This is a genomic window from Polynucleobacter necessarius, from assembly GCF_900095175.1.
GTDB classification, from domain to species: Bacteria; Pseudomonadota; Gammaproteobacteria; order Burkholderiales; family Burkholderiaceae; genus Polynucleobacter; species Polynucleobacter necessarius_I.
On the sequence record NZ_LT606946.1, the window covers coordinates 1,064,168 to 1,079,043 of the forward strand.

Annotated in this window: 19 protein-coding genes and 1 pseudogene; 13 read left to right on the forward strand and 7 right to left on the reverse strand. The window is 44.9% G+C overall.

The window, feature by feature from the left end:
- Window positions 1-34: 34 nt before the first annotated feature.
- Window positions 35-1,060 carry a substrate-binding domain-containing protein gene (locus DXE44_RS05505; protein ID WP_114653334.1) on the reverse strand — a complete coding sequence of 342 codons (1,026 nt, stop codon included), beginning with the start codon at window positions 1,058-1,060 and terminating at the stop codon, window positions 35-37.
- 59 nt (window positions 1,061-1,119) lie between these two features.
- Here DXE44_RS05505 and DXE44_RS05510 point away from each other — a divergent pair, with 59 nt between their 5' ends.
- Both DXE44_RS05510 and DXE44_RS05515 read left to right on the forward strand, forming a co-directional pair.
- Window positions 1,120-1,959 (forward strand): ABC transporter substrate-binding protein, encoded by an 840-nt coding sequence (locus DXE44_RS05510; protein ID WP_114654362.1) that lies wholly within the window; start codon window positions 1,120-1,122, stop codon window positions 1,957-1,959.
- Window positions 1,960-1,975: 16 nt separating this feature from the next.
- The gene (locus DXE44_RS05515) at window positions 1,976-2,200 is read left to right on the forward strand and encodes a TOBE domain-containing protein (protein ID WP_114654363.1); all 225 of its coding nucleotides are present in this window, start codon (window positions 1,976-1,978) and stop codon (window positions 2,198-2,200) included.
- An 86-nt stretch (window positions 2,201-2,286) separates the two neighbouring features.
- Here DXE44_RS05515 and DXE44_RS05520 read toward each other — a convergent pair whose 3' ends face one another.
- Window positions 2,287-2,868 (reverse strand): hypothetical protein, encoded by a 582-nt coding sequence (locus DXE44_RS05520; RefSeq protein WP_114654364.1) that lies wholly within the window; start codon window positions 2,866-2,868, stop codon window positions 2,287-2,289.
- A 181-nt stretch (window positions 2,869-3,049) separates the two neighbouring features.
- On the opposite strand from DXE44_RS05520, the gene DXE44_RS05525 reads away from it, so the two are divergent.
- The 6 genes from DXE44_RS05525 to DXE44_RS05550 all read left to right on the forward strand — a co-directional run bounded on the left by DXE44_RS05525 (window position 3,050) and on the right by DXE44_RS05550 (window position 7,502).
- Window positions 3,050-3,472, forward strand: coding sequence for a GNAT family N-acetyltransferase (locus DXE44_RS05525; protein WP_114654365.1), 423 nt, complete (start codon window positions 3,050-3,052; stop codon window positions 3,470-3,472).
- Between the two features lie 10 nt (window positions 3,473-3,482).
- Window positions 3,483-3,917, forward strand: coding sequence for a YbgC/FadM family acyl-CoA thioesterase (locus DXE44_RS05530; RefSeq protein WP_114653336.1), 435 nt, complete (start codon window positions 3,483-3,485; stop codon window positions 3,915-3,917).
- 22 nt (window positions 3,918-3,939) lie between these two features.
- Complete coding sequence (locus DXE44_RS05535) at window positions 3,940-4,530, forward strand: cysteine dioxygenase family protein (RefSeq protein ID WP_114653338.1); 591 nt, start codon at window positions 3,940-3,942, stop codon at window positions 4,528-4,530.
- Window positions 4,531-4,637: 107 nt separating this feature from the next.
- A complete protein-coding gene (locus DXE44_RS05540) occupies window positions 4,638-5,921 on the forward strand; it encodes a DEAD/DEAH box helicase (RefSeq protein WP_114653340.1) in 1,284 nt (427 codons plus the stop codon).
- A 44-nt stretch (window positions 5,922-5,965) separates the two neighbouring features.
- Entirely contained in the window at window positions 5,966-7,027 is a 1,062-nt protein-coding gene (gene selD / locus DXE44_RS05545) for a selenide, water dikinase SelD (RefSeq protein WP_114653342.1), read from the forward strand.
- Between the two features lie 145 nt (window positions 7,028-7,172).
- On the forward strand, window positions 7,173-7,502 hold the full coding sequence (locus DXE44_RS05550; RefSeq protein ID WP_114653345.1) for a DUF1330 domain-containing protein: 330 nt from the start codon (window positions 7,173-7,175) through the stop codon (window positions 7,500-7,502).
- 59 nt (window positions 7,503-7,561) lie between these two features.
- Here DXE44_RS05550 and DXE44_RS05555 read toward each other — a convergent pair whose 3' ends face one another.
- The gene (locus DXE44_RS05555) at window positions 7,562-7,750 is read right to left on the reverse strand and encodes a hypothetical protein (RefSeq protein ID WP_114653347.1); all 189 of its coding nucleotides are present in this window, start codon (window positions 7,748-7,750) and stop codon (window positions 7,562-7,564) included.
- A 330-nt stretch (window positions 7,751-8,080) separates the two neighbouring features.
- On the opposite strand from DXE44_RS05555, the pseudogene DXE44_RS05560 reads away from it, so the two are divergent.
- A pseudogene (locus DXE44_RS05560) lies at window positions 8,081-9,662 on the forward strand (rhodanese homology domain-containing protein).
- 314 nt (window positions 9,663-9,976) lie between these two features.
- A complete protein-coding gene (locus tag DXE44_RS05565) occupies window positions 9,977-10,228 on the forward strand; it encodes a TIGR02450 family Trp-rich protein (protein ID WP_231970592.1) in 252 nt (83 codons plus the stop codon).
- Between the two features lie 52 nt (window positions 10,229-10,280).
- Here the strand turns inward: DXE44_RS05565 and DXE44_RS05570 are convergent, their stop codons facing one another.
- Window positions 10,281-10,805, reverse strand: a complete 525-nt coding sequence (locus DXE44_RS05570; protein WP_114653349.1) for a phasin family protein — start codon at window positions 10,803-10,805, stop codon at window positions 10,281-10,283.
- A 116-nt stretch (window positions 10,806-10,921) separates the two neighbouring features.
- Between DXE44_RS05570 and DXE44_RS05575 the strand changes: the two genes are divergently transcribed.
- A complete protein-coding gene (locus tag DXE44_RS05575) occupies window positions 10,922-11,311 on the forward strand; it encodes a group II truncated hemoglobin (RefSeq protein WP_114653351.1) in 390 nt (129 codons plus the stop codon).
- Between the two features lie 63 nt (window positions 11,312-11,374).
- Here the strand turns inward: DXE44_RS05575 and DXE44_RS05580 are convergent, their stop codons facing one another.
- The 3 genes from DXE44_RS05580 to DXE44_RS05590 are packed head-to-tail and all read right to left on the reverse strand — an operon-like array spanning window position 11,375 to window position 13,965.
- Entirely contained in the window at window positions 11,375-12,550 is a 1,176-nt protein-coding gene (locus tag DXE44_RS05580; protein WP_114653353.1) for a BaiN/RdsA family NAD(P)/FAD-dependent oxidoreductase, read from the reverse strand.
- 3 nt (window positions 12,551-12,553) lie between these two features.
- On the reverse strand, window positions 12,554-13,069 hold the full coding sequence (locus tag DXE44_RS05585) for a hypothetical protein (RefSeq protein WP_114653355.1): 516 nt from the start codon (window positions 13,067-13,069) through the stop codon (window positions 12,554-12,556).
- A 38-nt stretch (window positions 13,070-13,107) separates the two neighbouring features.
- The gene (locus DXE44_RS05590; protein ID WP_114654367.1) at window positions 13,108-13,965 is read right to left on the reverse strand and encodes an LOG family protein; all 858 of its coding nucleotides are present in this window, start codon (window positions 13,963-13,965) and stop codon (window positions 13,108-13,110) included.
- A 169-nt stretch (window positions 13,966-14,134) separates the two neighbouring features.
- Here DXE44_RS05590 and DXE44_RS11195 point away from each other — a divergent pair, with 169 nt between their 5' ends.
- A complete protein-coding gene (locus tag DXE44_RS11195) occupies window positions 14,135-14,386 on the forward strand; it encodes a type 2 periplasmic-binding domain-containing protein (RefSeq protein ID WP_331851836.1) in 252 nt (83 codons plus the stop codon).
- Entirely contained in the window at window positions 14,374-14,874 is a 501-nt protein-coding gene (locus DXE44_RS05595) for a type 2 periplasmic-binding domain-containing protein (RefSeq protein WP_331851837.1), read from the forward strand. Before DXE44_RS11195 ends, DXE44_RS05595 begins: the two co-directional genes overlap by 13 nt.
- Window positions 14,875-14,876 lie beyond the last annotated feature (2 nt).

Consider the following 14,876-nt stretch of genomic DNA (forward strand, 5'->3'; position numbering starts at 1 on the left):
ATTGCCGTATTGATTTAAAACAAAAACGACATGCTTATAGCCAGCCAGCTATTTGCTTCTTTAGTCCAATCGATTTATAACCCGGACTAGCGCCCGAGAGGACTCGGATTTTCCGAATGAGTTTTGCAAGATCAGCGTTAACGCTTAATTCCTCGCTCATAGCCAGAAAAAAGATTTCATCCTTAAGTTGAATGAAATCCAAACCATTCTCCAAGGCAACACTTTTAACCCCCATACCTACATCCGCCTTTTTTGCCAATATCGCCGTAGCAATTGCAGAGTGGGTAAATTCTTCGTTCTCGTACCCTTTAATGCTGCGGGCAACCATTCCTTCTTTCGCCAAAATAGTATCCAGGAGCAGGCGCGTACCGGAGCCTTTCTGTCGATTAATAAAGCGAATCTTTGGTCTCAGCAAATCTTTGGTTGAAATAATGTTGAGTGGATTTCCTTTAGCCACCAATAATCCCTGAACACGTTTCATCACAGGGAATATTTGCATCCCCTCTTTTTGCAATCGTTTAGAAATAATTTGAGAACTTTGCGGATCAGAAACATGGAAGCCTGCTATGTCCACCTCGTAATTGAGTAAGCGTTCCAAAGCCTCACCGGATCCCGCTGTAATGAGCTCAAATCCACCAATTTCGAAAACGGCCTTTTGAATAATGGGATCGCTACTGCCAGCAAAACGCAGCTGTTTTTTATCTTTAACCCGAAATTGAGAAAAGCCTTCCTCTAGGTGCAAGAGGCTAGATTGACCCAAACGCATCGTCTTTTGGTCGAAGTCTTCGGTAAATTGAATCAAATAGCGAGCATATTCTGATAGCTGGGAGCCATGCCCCCTCACTCTGTCTATGAGCTTAAAACCGAGCGCTTGTTCAACATCGTTTAACTTTTGCCAGACATTTCTATACGAGAGGCCCATTTTCTTGCAGGCAGACATGAGTGTTTTGCCACGCTCAATATCTTTAAGCAAAGCCGTTAACCACACCAAATCAACGATAGCCGGGTCTTTTGCGTTTTTGCTACCAAAAACTAGGGTCGGCCGAATCTGAATTCTCATATGTAATTTTTTGCATATTGATGTTTTGTAATATGACAAATCTTAACCAAACACACTCAATGAAAGTGAACTCAGATGAAATACTCATTTATAGATTATTGGCAACCGCCATTACTGCGATAGCACTTTTCAGCAATTGTGCTTACGCGCAAGAGAAAAGCATTGTTGTCTTATCAACAACCTCAACAGAACAATCTGGGCTTTTTAGATTCATGTTGCCTATCTTCAAAATGAAGACTGGTATTGATGTCAAAGTAGTTGCTGTTGGTACAGGTCAGGCGTTAGACATTGGTCGCCGTGGCGATGCTGATGTGGTGTTTGTGCATGACAAACCTGCTGAAGAAAAGTTTGTTGCAGATGGTTATGCAACCAAGCGAAATGAAGTGATGTACAACGACTTCGTATTGATTGGGCCAAAGGCTGACCCAGCAAAAATTGCAGGTGGGAAAGACATCAAGGTTGCGTTTCAAAAAATCGCATCAGCTCAAGCACCATTCGTATCACGTGGTGACAAGAGCGGTACACATGCAGCAGAGTTGCGTTACTGGAAAGATTCTGGCGTAGCAGTTGCTCCTACCCTGAGCTGGTACAAAGAAACTGGTTCAGGCATGGGTCCAGCCCTCAACACAGCTTTCGCAATGAACGGTTACATCTTGGCTGATCGCGCTACTTGGCTTTCTTTCAAGAACCGTGGTGATTTGACAATCCTGGTTCAAGGCGATCCAAAGCTATTTAACCAATATGGTGTGATGTTGGTTAACCCAGCAAAATTCCCACATGTGAAAAAAGCTGAAGGCCAAGCATTTATTGACTGGATTACTTCCAAGAATGGTCAAGACGTGATTGCTAGCTATCAAATTGACGGCGAGCAACTCTTCTTCCCAAATGCAAAAAAATAACTCCCCTGGAGAATTCATGGAACTTAAAGTCAAACTCAGCGCACGCAATACTCTCAGCGGCAAAGTAGTTGAACTCAAAATGGGTCAAACTACTTCTCACGTGAAGATCGATATTGGTTCGGGTCATATCGTTACCGCCTCCATTACTAATGAGGCAGTAGATGAACTCAAACTTAAAGTTGGCGATCAAGCTTGGGCAGTCATTAAGGCATCTGATGTCATGATTGCTAAAGACGCTTAATCTTTTGGTCGGTATGCAAAAGGCCCGCATAGCGGGCCTTTTCTTTACTGCTCCAGCATTATTCATGCTGAATGAGTTTTAAATACTTATTTCTTTGGTGTCACGAAGCCAATAGCTGTGTCATCAACGAACTCAACCATAACGTCATCACCAGCCTTAAATTTCTCAAGACCTAACACGCTTTGATCAACCTTCACTTTTTGCTTCTCACCTGATGGCAATGTGAAAGTGACAACACGAGATTTTGCATCGATTGTGCCGATCTTCACTGTGGCATAAACAGTATCAGTCGTTTCTTCAAATGGCTTAGCAGAACCCTTGCCTGCTACTACCACTGAGCGAACACCAGAAACGCGTGGCTTGGAGCCTTTAAGGGCAGCAACCAAACTAACTGCAATCGCTTGAGCATGCTCAACAACAAACATATCACCCTTTTTCACTTTATCTAAATCATTTACTTGTTTAGATACGTTCATTTGAACTAAGTTACCGCTTGCATCCTTGAGAACAACGATACGTTTCTTTACGTCCACTGAATCAACAGTAGCAGTCAATACAACCGCTTCAGTTGCCAAAGGCAACATTTTTGCAGGAGCTTGAGCAAATGTTGAACTTGCAACTACTAAACCGAGTGAGGCAACTAATGTAGCCAATAAAGATTTCTTCAAAATAACTCCTAGATAAAGGTTTGTGAGAGGTGCCAACCGTCTGGCACCACCAATCTATTTTAACCATGAAGTAACTTACTTATAAGCCTTAGAGCTAATATTTGAAGCTTAAATAGGTGCAATTTGCTACATTAGATGTTTAATGAGCTATTCACCTACAGATATAGCAAAGAGACAGCACGTGATCTTGATTAAACTCTGGCAAGAGGCTAAGAACGAGGCTTATTTGTTAAGGAAGCACGTTTTTATAGAGGAGCAAGGGGTTCCAGAGGATATGGAGCAAGATGAATTTGATCCGCTTGCACTGCATGCCCTTGCCTACCTTGACTCGCAACCCATTGGCACTGCCCGCCTAGTCACAATGCCTGGTAACATTGGAAGAATTGGGCGCATGGCAGTACTGGCAGCATACCGCAGGGGTGGAGTTGGAGCTCGACTCCTTCGAGCCCTACTTCAAGAGGCGGCATCTCAAAAGATGATGAAAATTGAGCTCCACGCTCAGTTATTGGCCATTCCCTTTTATGAGCAGTTTGGGTTTATTGCACAAGGTGATATTTACGACGAGGCAGGCATCGCACATCGCGATATGATTCTCAATATCTAAAGGTATCTTATTGATCATCACCCAATCCACCCATCCAACCAACCCACCCTTCCTCTTTCGTGTTTGCTACTCAGATACTGATGCAGCCGGATTTGTGTATCACGCTCGCTATTTAGAGATTTTTGAGAGAAGTCGCTCGGAGTGGCTCCAGCAAAGAGGCTTAAGCCCAACAAAACTAGTCAATGAGTTCGGGATTGTTCTCCCAGTTCGAGAAATTACAATGAATTTTCATCGGCCGGGGCGCTTAGATGACCTCTTCAGCATTGACCAAGTGATTGAACATCGCGGCCGCACTCAAATTGCTGTCAAGCAAACCGCAAAACACATTGTGGAAGGCATGGAACCTGAGTTGATTGCCAGCGCAGTTCTACATATTGTCTGTGTTGATACCACTACCCTCAAACCGAAGGGCTTCCCTGATTGGCTATTTGCAGCCGATCAGTAATATCTCAATTTAGGAGCTGTATATGCAAGAAGGCAAGTTACTGAATTTCGTTAAAGAGCTGGCGATACTACTAGAGACCAAGCCCAGTGAAGAGATCATTTTCTCCAAAGGAAAAGCGCTCTTGGAGAATTTAGTTGCCGTAGATGACTGGCTACCGGAGGAATTTTGCAAAGCCCATCCCCAGTACTACCAACAGTACCTTCTCTATGCGGATCCACTAGATCGCTTTTCAGTAGTCAGCTTTGTTTGGGGTCCCGGTCAAAAAACACCATTGCATAACCATACCGTCTGGGGCATGGTTGGACAGCTTCGAGGGCAAGAACGCAGTGCTGACTATCACCAACAGGCTGATGCTAGCTTTGAAGCTGATGAGTCATTTCTTTGTCAACCAGGTCAAGTTGCCACCGTATCTCCCAACACACATGATATTCACGTGGTCGAGAATGCCTTAAGCGATCAAACCTCAATCAGCATTCATATCTATGGCGGAAATATTGGACGCATTGAGCGAGCAGTATTTGACCCAACTACAGGTGCGGAAAAATTGTTTATCTCAGGATATGCGAATTCTGTAACGCCCAATCTTTGGAATACAGCAAGCAATAGGGTTTGATAGCTTAAAATAGATGTTCTTTCTGCAAACACTGTAAGTGTGGCAGCTCACCCCATTGACCGGGATAGTCGTTTAATTGAATACGGGTCAATATTTATTTGGCCCCTATGTTATTTACAGATCTTGGTTTATCAGAATCCATCCTTCGCGCTATTAGCGAGGAAGGCTATACCAGCCCTACCCCCATTCAAGAAAAATCTATTCCTGCCGTATTAAAGGGCGGGGATTTACTTGCAGCGGCTCAAACCGGTACTGGCAAAACTGCGGGCTTTACCCTGCCAATTTTGCAACGCTTAAGCAGTACCGCCAAAGCTGGAGGCAAACGTCAATTACGCGTATTGATTCTGACCCCCACCCGAGAGTTAGCTGCTCAAGTTCAAGAGTCTGTTGTGACTTACGGTAAATACACTGGCCTAAAATCCACCGTCATCTTTGGCGGTGTCGGCGCAAATCCTCAAATCAAGGCTATTGCAGCTGGCTTGGATATTTTGGTGGCAACACCAGGTCGCCTACTGGATTTAATGTCGCAAAACTGTGTCTCACTTACCAATATTGAAATCCTCGTCCTGGACGAAGCCGATCGCATGCTGGATATGGGTTTTTTACGTGACATTAAAAAGATTTTGGCTGCACTACCAAAGCAACGTCAGAATTTATTGTTTTCAGCCACTTTCTCTACCGAGATCAAAGCTTTGGCGGATGGCTTGCTCAATTCACCAACCTTAATTGAAGTGGCACGTAGTAATAGCACTAATGAGGCAATTGCTCAACTCATCCACCCAGTAGATAGAAATCAAAAGCACCCCTTGTTGGCGCATTTGATTAAAACCAATCAGTGGCAGCAAGTGCTGGTATTTACTCGTACCAAACATGGTGCCAATAAATTAGTGACCCAGTTGGAAAAAGATGGCATCACTGCCATGGCGATTCATGGCAACAAGAGTCAAAGCGCTCGCACTAAAGCCTTAGCAGAATTTAAGGATGGGAAAATCACCATCTTAGTGGCTACCGATATTGCCGCGCGCGGCATCGATATCGATCAATTGCCCCATGTTGTGAACTATGACTTGCCCAACGTCTCTGAAGATTACGTTCACCGCATCGGTAGAACCGGTAGAGCAGGTTCAAATGGGGTTGCAGTGTCTTTAGTCTGCGTTGATGAGCATCAAATGCTCCGCGATATTGAAAAACTCATCAAACAAAAACTACCACAAGAAGTGATTGCTGGATTTGAACCGGATCCCAACGCCGTGGCGCAACCGATCCAATTACGAAGCCAGCAACACCAACAATCTCGTAAGCCAAGATCAGGTAATGCTGGTAGCGGCAATGGCGGAGGCAAACCTGCGGCCAAACGCAGCGGCCCACCAAAGCGAAGTTTTAATCGGTAAATCTCCGCTAATATTGCAAGTATGAATACATATAGTTAATTGATATGAATATCCAAAACCCTCAGGAACCTCGCTTAACTTCTCTCTCCCATGGCGGTGGCTGTGGCTGCAAGATCGCCCCCGGAGTTCTCTCAGAGATTCTGAAAAGCGTTCCACAACTACCCTTTCCTAAAGAGCTCTTGATTGGTATTGAGACCTCAGATGATGCCGCCGTATATCAAATCAATGAGTCTCAAGCGATTGTTGCTACAACAGATTTCTTTATGCCAATCGTGGATGACCCATTTGATTTTGGCAAGATTGCTGCCACGAATGCCATCAGCGATATTTATGCAATGGGTGGCACTCCAATATTTGCCTTAGCACTTGTTGGCATGCCAATTAAAGTGCTTTCAAATGCAACCATTGCCCGAATCTTAGAAGGCGGTGCTGAAGCTTGTAGATCTGCTGGTATTCCGATTGCCGGCGGTCACACGATTGATTCGGTTGAGCCCATTTATGGCTTAGTTGCTATCGGTATTGTTGACCCCAAATTCGTGAAGAGCAATGCTACCGCTCAGACTGATGATGTACTCATTTTAGGCAAACCATTAGGTGTGGGCGTTCTATCTGCCGCACTCAAGAAAGATCTGCTCGATGATGCGGGCTATCAAGAGATGATCGCCAACACAACTAAGTTAAATTCTGCTGGTCCAGACCTAGCCAAACTGGCTGGCGTACATGCCTTAACTGATGTGACCGGTTTTGGTCTGGCGGGCCATACCTTGGAATTGGCTCGCGCTTCAAAACTGACTGTGCAAATTGACTGGCAACAAGTACCACTGCTTTCTCATGTTCAGGATCTAGCTGATCAGGGAGTCATTACGGGCGCATCTGATCGCAACTGGCAAAGCTACGGCTCACAAGTCCATTTACCAAAACAATTTAGCCCCGCACAACAAGCGCTTCTCACTGACCCTCAAACTAGTGGTGGCCTACTGGTTTCTTGTAGCGCAGATGCCGTGAGCGCTGTGATAGAGATCTTTAAACAGCATGGCTTCGCTAGCGCCTGCGTCATTGGAAAAATGACCAGCAAGCAAAATCAGTCTCTAGAGGTATTGCTTTAATGAACTTGAGGTTCATAGATACTCCTTATTGCTTCAACCCAGAAATCTGACTCTCTTTTTGCGCCTGCTTCGTAAGATGATGCAGTTCCAAAGCTTTACTGAAGCCAAATTATAAACTTACAAAATATATTTTTCAAGGGATGGTATGGGCATTAAGGTGATTGACCTCATTAAGGTGATTGACCTCATTAAGGTGATTGACCTCATTCAGGTAAATGACCCAGAGGCATTTGAGGAATATCGCTCTCAAGTAGGAGATACGGTAGCTCTATATCAAGGAAAAATTGCAAGCCAAGGATCATTTCATTCATTCCTCTGGAATGAATTGGGGTGCGATTCGTTTAGTGCATTTGTGGAGCTAGAGTTTCCAAGTCTAGCAGCATCGGAGGCTTGGGCTAGCAGCCCTGAATATCAAAGCTTGCTGCAAGTTAGAAATAAGGCCATGAAGCTGACATTATTTTCTGTCAGCGTATAAAAATAAAGCCCAGCTCCTTTTGTGGGGGCTAGGCTGAATTTAATTCGGAGAAAGAAGAATTACTTCTTCGCTTCCATCGCTTCTTTAGTGGCCGTAATTTCTTTACGGCGCTCTTTGCATGCCCCAGCAATTTCTTGCAAAGCTTTACGAGTACGCGCAGCGGATGCCTTGATGCCCTTTTCAATAAACTTTTCGTTTTCTGCTTTATAAGTTTCGAAAGCAGCCAACAATGTATCGTGTTGTGACATCTTGTCTCCTATATATCCGTTCAATTTGTGAGTAATCAGCTCGGAATTAGTATATCCCTATAAAAACCACAGGATTTCATCAGTGATATCAGGGATAACTCTTAGATGTTATAAATCCTACAAAATAGAAAAAACTAATAAAAAACTAACGGAGACACACGTGAAAATCATCAATACCCCCTTTTTGGGGTAAAAACCCTTCTTATGGCACCTTCCCTCAGGGGCGGCCACAGCATCTAAGAATTCAGCACCGGAGTGCAGTGGCAATACGATTTCCTGCTCCCCGCAGGAAATCTCGCCGATATAAACAACAAATAGAGAGAGAAACCCATGTCCATCAAATATCAAGACTACGCATTTGTTCGAAATAAGCTGCTTAAAAAAGAAGAAGTTGCACTGCTCGATATTCGCGAAGAAGATCCCCACGCTCAAGAGCATCCCTTGTTTGCGGCCAACTTTCCGCTGTCACGTCTTGAAGTCGATGCGTTTAGCAAACTTCCCAGAAAAGATGTCCCCATCGTCACACTCGATGATGGCGAGGGTGCTGCAGAGTTGGCAGCACAAAGACTCTCTGAACTCGGTTACGTAGATGTTTCCGTTTTTAAAGGCGGGGGCCCGGCCTGGAAAGCAGCTGGCGGAGAGGTATTTAAGGATGTGAATGTTCCAAGCAAATCTTTTGGTGAATTCGTGGAATCTAAAAGACATACCCCCTCTTTATCTGCGCAAGAAGTCAAGAAGTTGATTGATGATCAAGAAGATGTTGTGGTGGTAGACGTACGTCGCTTTGATGAATACAACACCATGAGCATCCCGACGGGCATTAGCGTACCTGGCCGAATTGGTATTGCGTATTCCTGAAATTGCTCCCAACCCAAAGACCAAGATCATCGTGAACTGCGCCGGAAGAACACGCAGCATCATCGGCACTCAATCCCTGATTAATGCAGGCATCCCCAACGAGGTCAATGCTTTGCGTAATGGCACGATTGGCTGGACCTTAGCTGGACAAGAGCTAGACAAGGGACAAAGTCGCAAATTCAAAGAGGTTAGCGAAGGCACTGCTACTGAAGCCGCAAAACGCGCACGTAGCGTTGCAGATCAGGCTGGGGTAAAGCGAGTAAAACTTGCGGATATTGCGCAATGGAAATCTCAGGCGGAACGAACCACCTATTTCTTTGATCCAAGGACCCCCGAAGAATATGAAGCGGGCCATCTGCCTGGTTTCCGCTCCACTCCAGGCGGACAACTGGTGCAAGAAACAGAGATGGTGGCACCGGTTCGCGGCGCACGCATCGTACTATCGGACCCAGGTGGTGTTCGAGCCAATATGCCTGCCTCATGGCTTGCCCAAATAGCTTGGGATGTCTACGTCATTGATGACATTAAAGCTGCAGACCTCACTGAAAAAGGCGCTTGGACCCCTGCCCTACCAAGCACACCTCAGATTCAAACGGTAGATGCCAAGACAGTCTCCTCATGGCTCGAGAACGACAGTGCAACTATCTGCATAGATTTGAGCACCCATGCAAATTATGTGAAGGGTCATATTCCTGGAAGTTGGTTTGCACTTCGCTCACAGTTTTCAAACGCAATGAAGAATCTACCATCAGCAAATCGCCTCGTTCTCACGAGCACAACGGGTGAACTTGCCATCTTTGCTGCAAATGAAATACAGGCACTAACAGGATCAGTAGTTTTTGTACTTGCCGGTGGCAATAAAGCTTGGATAGATGCAGGCTTGAGCATTGAAAAAGGTGCCGCCCACCTAGCGTCACCCCCACTTGACCGCTATAAGCGTCCATACGAAGGTACTAGCGTCGATCCAGCAGCAATGCAGGCTTATCTAGATTGGGAGTATGGTTTGGTTGAACAGCTGGGCAAGGATGGTACGCACCACTTCTGGGTTCTGTAGTTCATATTGGTGGCGCTGCTATAGTGCCACCAACTTAGAATGCCTTATGTATAAAACAACTGCCCTTGTAATCCTGTCTATAGGTCTTTTAGCCTGTGAGAGAGAAACCTATACAACCTGGTCATGCATCGATAGTGCCGGATCCAAATACCCAATGGTTCTTAACAAGGCTCAAATACAGTTTCAGGATCGTCAGCTGGATTACTGTGGCAGCTTGGGGCCCGTGAGCTATTTTGATGTGAAGTGTCCTGCTCAAACCCAAAGCTCTAGTAATAGCCTTATACCCAGCTCGGGTAAATTAATTAGCAATTCCAATGAATTTCAGTGCAATGCCCTCTAAGAATCAAAACCCCCTTAATCCAAAGAAGCTGCTCCTCACTAAATGGACGGCAGTTAAACCCATTGATAAGCGCAAACACTTTCTCGTCAGTAAAGTCATTATTCCGGAGCTAGCGGAAATGCCGATTGAATTCGTTGAGCTGGAAGCCATCTTTGACAAGAGCGTTGAGATCATTCCTTGGCGAGACCTGAAAGCAACTGAGGCCTGGCTTCAGGGCTGGGCGTAAAAAAGCCGTCAATGAATGACGGCTTTTTTGTTAGCAACTAACTGAGAAATACTTACTTCGTTTTCTTCTTGCTAGGAGAAGAAGTTCTGAGATCCTCAATGTTTTTCTCAGCAGCATCTGCGACTTGATTCACAATTTTTCGACCTTCTTTAAACATCTTTTGTCCTGCAGTCGACATGTCATGAACAACCTTAGATAACTTATCAGCGTGACCTAGAATTCTACCTTCAACATCTTCAAGCCAACTTACTAAAGAGCTCCGAACTTTTTCAAGATGTTTCTCAGTTCCATCAGCTGCATCATCTCCAATATCTTTCAGAACTGATTTCACTTTCTTCTGATAAACAGTAGCACGCTTAGCAGCTTCTTTTGCGGCAGATTCTTGGAGCTCTTTTAGCTTAACAAGGTCATTTTTAGCGGCTGACTTAGCACTCTCCATCGCATTTTTCATACCCCACTGAATTTCCTCAAGATGGTGCGCGCTGAGATCTTTTGCGGCATCCAATAATTTATGGGAGTAATCAAATAACTCCTTTGCCTTTTCTTGTTGCCATGCTTGAATATCTTTCTTATCCATTACATTTCTCCTGTAGTTAAATTAGAGCAGTGAGCCATCAAAAACCCATACTTCCACTCTATACCCAAAATTGGAACTTGCCAATTCTCCCCCATTATTGGCATTAAAATTGAGGCATGAGTGAAAGAAAAAACCCTTACGAGATTATTGGTGGCGCGGCAAAGGTTGAGGAGCTAGTTGACCGCTTCTACGATTTGATGGCGCTAGAGGAGCCTTTCGCCGATTTACGGGCCATGTACTCCGAAGATCTATCGAGCTCCAGAGACAAGCTCAAACTATTTTTATCGGGATGGTTGGGTGGTCCAGATGTTTACTCCCCGAAGTATGGCCACCCCATGCTACGCGCCAGGCACCTACCCTTTAAGATCGGCCTAAAAGAGCGCAATCAATGGCTAGCTTGTATGTATCGGGCTATGGAAGATTGCGGCATTGATGGTCAGATTGGCGCACAGCTTGAGGAATCTTTTTTCAATACCGCTGACTGGATGAGAAACCAAGCAAACTAATGCACTGCTTGGTAGCTTGATCTAGATGGAATGTGCGCAGGCAAAACCACTAGCCCAAGCCCATTAAAAATTATGACCACCAAGATGTCCAGTCACATCAACGCACTCCCCAATGAAATACAAGCCTGGGTGCTTACGAGCCATTAAAGTCTGACCATCTAACTCTTTAGTATCTACGCCACCCAACATCATTTCTGCTTTTTTCCACCCCAGGGTTCCAGCTGGCTTTACCGACCAATTGGTAATCAGTTCTTTGAGGACTTGCCTATCTTTTTTAGAGACCTCAGCCCATTTTTTACCCAAGAGGTATTTTTGTTCTGCAAATGCCTTTGCTAAACGTAGTGGCATGACTGAGGCTAAGATATTTTCAGTCAACTTAAGTCGATTATCTTCGTCATTAAATAATTCATCGCAACTGAAGCTCCCATTGACCTCGACTGCACCCAACCAATCAATATGAATAACTTCACCCTCAGTCCAGTAGCTACTAGCTTGCAGGACTGCTGGGCCCGAAAGGCCTTTGTGAGTCAAGAGCAAGTCTTCGTTAAAGCGGCATGCACCATAACGATTACCCTTTGATCCTACGGCAATACGAACCGGCAAACTGAGGCCGGATAAGGTCATTAAATGATCAAATTCTCCAGAGGTAAAAGAGAGTGGCACTAATGCGGGGCGTGGATGAACAACATTTAACCCAAAATGCTTAGCGATATCTAAAGAATATGCCGTAGCCCCTATTGCAGGAACTGGTAGGCCCCCTGTTGCCATGACCACAGAACGCGCGCGCTCAGTGCCGGCATTGGTTTTAACACTCCATGTTCCTGCCTCATGAGAAATCGACTGTACCGTGACTGGATGACGAATATCCACGCCTCCTTTGGCACACTCACTCAACAGCATCTCAATGATTTGTTTAGCAGAGTCATCACAAAACAATTGCCCTTGATGTTTCTCGTGATAGGCAATTCGGTATGACTGTACGAGCTTAATAAATTCTCTTGCGGGATAGCGAGATAAAGCGCTTTTTACAAAGCGGGGATTTAAGGAGGGAAAATTAGCTGGACTGCTGTGGAGATTAGTAAAGTTGCATCGCCCTCCGCCGCTGATACGAATTTTTTCACATAAAACATCTGCATGATCTAGCACCAAGACTTTTTTACCCAACTGGCCTGCAACTCCAGCACAGAATAGTCCAGCTGCACCACCACCGATGATGATGGCATCCCAAGATTTGTTCATGACTTACTTAAAGCGCTCAATGACATCGGCTGGCAAGTTCAGTTTTTGCATATGTAAACGGGTATAGGCCTGACGGAAGTTCTTGGTCATGGAAATCATGACGGAAGCAGTCCAGGCGAAGACAAACATCCCAGAAAACGCAATGATGATCGCCAGCATCCTCCAACCTCTTGGCAAGAGGTCATCCATAAAACCCATGGCGGTATAAGTGCTACCACTAAATAAAATACTCTCACCCAGATTCGGTACGAGATCAAAAGCTCTGAGAGCAATTCCCCAAAGAATGATTTCAAAGATGTGCGTGAGAAATAAACAGAGTATGCTGATATAAAACACGATAGCTACCGAAGAGTACTTATACTCTGAAAGATATAGAAATGATTTCACCTCATAGCGTTTCGCAATCTGGAGCAATGCAAGTCCATGTACCAACATCACCACTAAAAGCATAGCAATACCAAACAAATAGGCCAGTAGGTCTAGTTCGGAGCTCAGGGATGCAGTATTGGGAATAGTCATGGTATCTGTGATCGTATTTTACAGTTCTCGTGAACCTGCTAGGCCAACTGATACCAGTCTCGAATGATGTCCCAAGCCTCTTGAGCAGTCTCAACAAAGTGGATTAAATCCACATCCGCCTGCTCAATCACCCCATGCTCAAGCATCTGCTTAAAGTTAATCACCTCATGCCAGAATGTCTTACCTACTAAGATGATCGGAAATCGCTCCACCTTCTTAGTCTGCATTAGGGTGAGTACCTCAAAGAGCTCATCGAAAGAGCCAAAGCCCCCTGGATAAGCCACAATCGCCCTCGCCCTGAGCATGAAGTGCATCTTACGAATAGCAAAATAATGAAACCGGAAACTTAAACCGGGTGTGATGTAGGGATTGGGATGCTGCTCTCGCGGTAAGTTGATATTAAAACCAATGGTCTCATCCCCTTCCTCAAAAGCACCGCGATTGGCAGCTTCCATAATTCCAGGTCCGCCACCGGTGGCGATATGTAGCTTATTGCGATTCTCAGATTGAGTAGCGTTATAGCCAGCAACAATTGCTCCAAACTCCCTTGCCGAATCGTAGTACTTGCAATGCGGCAATGCTCTTTTAGCTTCGGCTATAGCCTCTGGAGTTTTAGCATTCTTCTCCAGCTCTCGCGCTTTCTCACAGCTGATAAATCGAGTGGAGCCAAATACAGTAATCGTGTGCTCAATGCCTCGCTCATGCAATAAGATTTCTGGCTTTAATAACTCTAGCTGAAAGCGTAAACCTAAGGTTTCACGACGAGATAAAAAAGCCTGGTCATCAAAAGCAAATCGATAGGAGTCTTCGGAACTCTTTTCCTCTAACTGGCTTTTCTGAAGATTCAGAAAATCAGTGATGGTTTGAGAGTTATTGATAGGGAGTGTTGGGCTCATGTTTGGAACTCTAGATACGACATCAGAAATAGTAATAGTACCTAGAATATTGCATTGCTTGATTTTCAGGGCTAATTCCAATTTACTATCAGCTCTAGAAACCTTAATATGAGAAGAAATCAGGCGTGGTTTGCTATAGCCTTTTGTTCACTTTTTACCCAGTTTCCATATGAATACACTCAACCCTTCCCTACTGAGCTCTTTTGTTCCAACTGGCACCCTAAGGGTGGGTATTAATTTAGGCAACCCTCTTTTGGCTAGCTTAGATGGCAAGACAGGGACTCCCAAAGGGATTACTGTTGATATTGCAAATTACATTGCAAATAAGCTACAACTGCCGATTACTTTTACCTGCTATCCAATGGCGGGAGCTACTGTTGAGGCAGTTAAATCAGATGAGGTGGAGACTTGGTATTTGTAGCGATCGACCCGGTTCGTGGGGCTGATATCAGCTACACCCCTGCCTATATTCAGATTGAGGGTGTCTATATGGTGAAGGACTCTTCACCACTCACCCAGAATGAAGATGTAGATGCAGCAGGCAATGAAATTGTTGTTGGCAAAGGTAGCGCATACGATCTTTACCTCATTCGAGAAATCAAACGCGCTAGTCTTTTACGTTCTGCTAATTCTCAAGCTGTTGTGGATGACTTTATGCACGGCATTGGAAATGTTGCTGCTGGAGTTAAGCAACAACTAGAAAGTGATGCGCTGCGCTACGATGGCTTACGCATGTTGCCCGGACACTTTATGGTGATCAATCAGGCCATCGGCATTCCTAAGGCACGCGTTAATTTTGAAAAAACCAATGCCTACCTTAGTGGCGAGATTCAAGAGTTAAAAACTTCCGGGTTTATCGCAGAAGCAATGCTGCGACACCAAGTTCAGGGCGCCAAAGTAGCTGAATAAGC

Bases quoted from the DNA above. Each gene is read 5' to 3' on its own strand.
- DXE44_RS05505 (WP_114653334.1), bottom strand. From the start codon at position 1,060: ATGAGAATTCAGATTCGGCCGACCCTAGTTTTTGGTAGCAAAAACGCA.
- DXE44_RS05510 (WP_114654362.1), top strand. From the start codon at position 1,120: ATGAAAGTGAACTCAGATGAAATACTCATTTATAGATTATTGGCAACC.
- DXE44_RS05515 (WP_114654363.1), top strand. From the start codon at position 1,976: ATGGAACTTAAAGTCAAACTCAGCGCACGCAATACTCTCAGCGGCAAA.
- DXE44_RS05535 (WP_114653338.1), top strand. From the start codon at position 3,940: ATGCAAGAAGGCAAGTTACTGAATTTCGTTAAAGAGCTGGCGATACTA.
- DXE44_RS05540 (WP_114653340.1), top strand. From the start codon at position 4,638: ATGTTATTTACAGATCTTGGTTTATCAGAATCCATCCTTCGCGCTATT.
- selD (WP_114653342.1), top strand. From the start codon at position 5,966: ATGAATATCCAAAACCCTCAGGAACCTCGCTTAACTTCTCTCTCCCAT.
- DXE44_RS05550 (WP_114653345.1), top strand. From the start codon at position 7,173: ATGGGCATTAAGGTGATTGACCTCATTAAGGTGATTGACCTCATTAAG.
- DXE44_RS05555 (WP_114653347.1), bottom strand. From the start codon at position 7,750: ATGTCACAACACGATACATTGTTGGCTGCTTTCGAAACTTATAAAGCA.
- DXE44_RS05565 (WP_231970592.1), top strand. From the start codon at position 9,977: ATGAATTTCAGTGCAATGCCCTCTAAGAATCAAAACCCCCTTAATCCA.
- DXE44_RS05570 (WP_114653349.1), bottom strand. From the start codon at position 10,805: ATGGATAAGAAAGATATTCAAGCATGGCAACAAGAAAAGGCAAAGGAG.
- DXE44_RS05575 (WP_114653351.1), top strand. From the start codon at position 10,922: ATGAGTGAAAGAAAAAACCCTTACGAGATTATTGGTGGCGCGGCAAAG.
- DXE44_RS05580 (WP_114653353.1), bottom strand. From the start codon at position 12,550: ATGAACAAATCTTGGGATGCCATCATCATCGGTGGTGGTGCAGCTGGA.
- DXE44_RS05585 (WP_114653355.1), bottom strand. From the start codon at position 13,069: ATGACTATTCCCAATACTGCATCCCTGAGCTCCGAACTAGACCTACTG.
- DXE44_RS05590 (WP_114654367.1), bottom strand. From the start codon at position 13,965: ATGAGCCCAACACTCCCTATCAATAACTCTCAAACCATCACTGATTTT.
- DXE44_RS11195 (WP_331851836.1), top strand. From the start codon at position 14,135: ATGAATACACTCAACCCTTCCCTACTGAGCTCTTTTGTTCCAACTGGC.